1 protein-coding gene and 1 pseudogene are annotated in these 2,600 nt (G+C 65.5%); one reads left to right on the top strand and one right to left on the bottom strand.

All coding sequences use genetic code 11. The features are described from left to right. Positions 1–98 (top strand): annotated as a pseudogene (locus tag MRY80_RS00025) (electron transfer flavoprotein subunit alpha/FixB family protein); the annotation flags it as partial. A gap of 115 nt (positions 99–213) precedes the next feature. On the opposite strand, the gene MRY80_RS00020 reads toward MRY80_RS00025, so the two are convergent. Then, positions 214–2,187, bottom strand: coding sequence for a M23 family metallopeptidase (locus MRY80_RS00020; protein WP_293286656.1), 1,974 nt, complete (start codon positions 2,185–2,187; stop codon positions 214–216). Between the last annotated feature and the right edge of the window lie 413 nt (positions 2,188–2,600).

Genomic DNA, 2,600 nt, shown 5'->3' with positions numbered 1-2,600 from the left:
TCAACAAGGACGAGGAAGCGCCGATCTTCCAGGTCGCCGATTACGGCCTCGTCGCAGACCTCTTCGAGGTCCTGCCAGAGCTCGAAAAGGCGCTGTAAGCGCGGGTTCCACGCATAGAAACAATCAAGCCCGCCATGGCAGCCATGGCGGGCTTTTTCGTGCCGGCTTGCCGGCCTTTCTCTGTCACTTGATCCGTCGCGCGTCCGGCCGAGGTCAGCCCGCCGCCTGTGCCACCACGGTCTCGTCTTTCTGGAGAAGCGTCTTGATGCGGTCGCGCTCGCGCTTGAAGGCTTCGAGATCCGGCCCCTTGAGCACGTTGCCCTTCGGCAGCCTCACGCGCATCGGGTCGACGCGGGTGCCGTTGACGCGCATTTCGTAGTGCAGGTGCGGGCCGGTGGAGAGGCCCGTGGTGCCGATATAGCCGATGACCTGGCCCTGGCGCACGCTGGCGCCGGCCTTGATGCCCTTGCCGAATTTCGACTGGTGCGAATAGGAGGTCTCGTAGCCATTGGCGTGGCGGATGATCGTCTGCTTGCCGTAGCCGCTCGACCAGCCCGCCTTGACGACGGTGCCGTTGCCCGGCGCGATGATCGGCGTGCCGCGCGGCGCGGCCCAGTCGACGCCCCAGTGCATGCGCGAATAGCCGAGGATCGGGTGGCGGCGCATGCCGAAGGACGACGTGAAGCGCCCGGCCGGAACCGGGTTTCGCAACAGGAACTGCTGCGCGCTGCGGCCCTCGTCGTCGTAATAGTCGACGGAGCCGTCGGAGGAATGGAAACGGTAGAAGGCGCGCGTCGACTTGCCGAAGCTCGCCTCCACGAACAGCAATTCGTGTCCGCTGTCGCCCCCGTCGCCTTCCTCGGGCAGGGAGAAGAACAGTTCGAGACTGTCGGTCGGCTTGACCGGCTTCTGGAAATCGACGTCGGCGGCGACCATGCGCACGATCTGCGCGGCCATCGTGTCGGGCAGGTCGTGGGACAGGACGGAATTGTAGATCGCGTCATAGGCCGTCGGCAGGTCGTGGCTTGCGATCACCGGCGCGGAGGCGACCTCGTCGTCGCGGGTGTCCATGATGCCGGGATCGACGGGCTCCTGGGCCGGAACATACTGGCCGCGGTCGTTGAGCGCGATGGTCAGTTCGTGATTGGAACCGGAATAGACCGAGGCGCGGACGATGTCGCGGCCCTCTTCGGTCTCCTGCAGGCCGAGGCGGATGGCATGGCCCGACTTCAGCGAATCCGTCCGCAGCAGCGTGCCGATGGCCTCGGCCATCGAGGGCGCGAGGCCGTAGCCGGTCGATTCGAGGATCTCGTCGATCTTGCCGGCGGCGGAGACCTCGATCAGGTCCTCCTCGAACACCGGAAATTCGCCGGCCTCGTCCTTCATGCGCGGCGCCACCGACATGTTCTCCGGCACGATGCGGGCGGCGGATGCGAGACCGAGACCGGTCGCCAGCGTCGGATCGTCGACGCCGAAGCGCAGCGGATCGACATAGTGCAGTGCTGCGACCTGCACGGAGCCGTCATCGGTGAGGATCAGCGCGGTGGAGCGCACGATCTCCTCGGCTTCCTCGTCGTTCAGCGCCAGCGCGCCGGTCGGGATGTCGGTCTGGAAATCGAAATCGGCGACCTTGACGCTGACCTCGGTCTCCACCGAGGCCTCGTAGATGATGCTCTCGGAATCGGTTTCCTCGACCTTCGGCGCGGACCCGTCCGTGAAGATGTTGAGCGGATCAAAGGCCGGATAGGCCTTGTCGGTCTTGATGTTGGCCGCCAGCGCCATCTTCAGATATTCGAAGGGCTTGGTGCGGATGACGTCGCTGTCGCCGACATGGGTGAGCGTCGACAGGCTCATGCGGCGGCGGTCGCTGGGTTCGGTGCGCAGGGCGCGCGGCTTGACCACACGGGCGCCCTTGACGGCCAGCCCCTTGTTGCCGAGCGTTCCCAGTTCCTCCGACGTCGCGACCTCGGCGGGCGTCGCAAGCAGCTCGCGTCCGTCGAGTGCCGCAAACAAGGCGGCGCCCATCAGAAGGGTGGAGGTCAGTCCGGTCAGGGCGGTGCCGCTCAGCCAGCGCAGCGAGACCTCGCGCCGGTCGGGCGCGCGTCTGCGGCCTGCGCCGACCAGGGGCGGTTCGTTGCCGATCTCGATATTCCGGGGCGAACCACCGGCGTGATGCGTGCTTGGCATATGCTCGTTCGTCTGGCGCCGTTTTCCCTTGACCGTTGTGCATGCCTTTTGGACGGCAATGTGTCAACGCGACGGGGGCGTCGAAATCGCCTGTGGAGCCCGGCCGCGCCGACTTTGTTATATAGGGCTCATGCGGAGGCCGAAGGGCGGGTCCGAGTGGCGGGCGGATTTCAGGTGCGTCGGGAAGGCCCGGTGAGGCGGCAATTTTCTTCCCCCGCGTCGCCCGTCGGAGAGGGCCAGGCTGCGGTTCACAGGGACAAAATCCCGGGCCTCCGGGCTTTTTTCGAGGGCTGTCAAAAAAATGAAAAGAATCTCGAAAACCTGATTGACAGTTTGTTGGGTGGGGGCCTATATACCGCTCACCAACGAGGGCGGCACCGCTGCTGGCGGCAAACTGCTTCGCTCTTACGGTC

Source organism: Oricola sp. (assembly GCF_022763245.1).
Classification (GTDB): Bacteria; Pseudomonadota; Alphaproteobacteria; order Rhizobiales; family Rhizobiaceae; genus Oricola.
This window is presented reverse-complemented; position numbering and strand designations above follow the sequence as displayed.

Excerpts from the sequence above, each read along its gene's own strand:
- MRY80_RS00020 (WP_293286656.1), bottom strand. The coding sequence starts at position 2,187 with ATGCCAAGCACGCATCACGCCGGTGGTTCGCCCCGGAATATCGAGATC.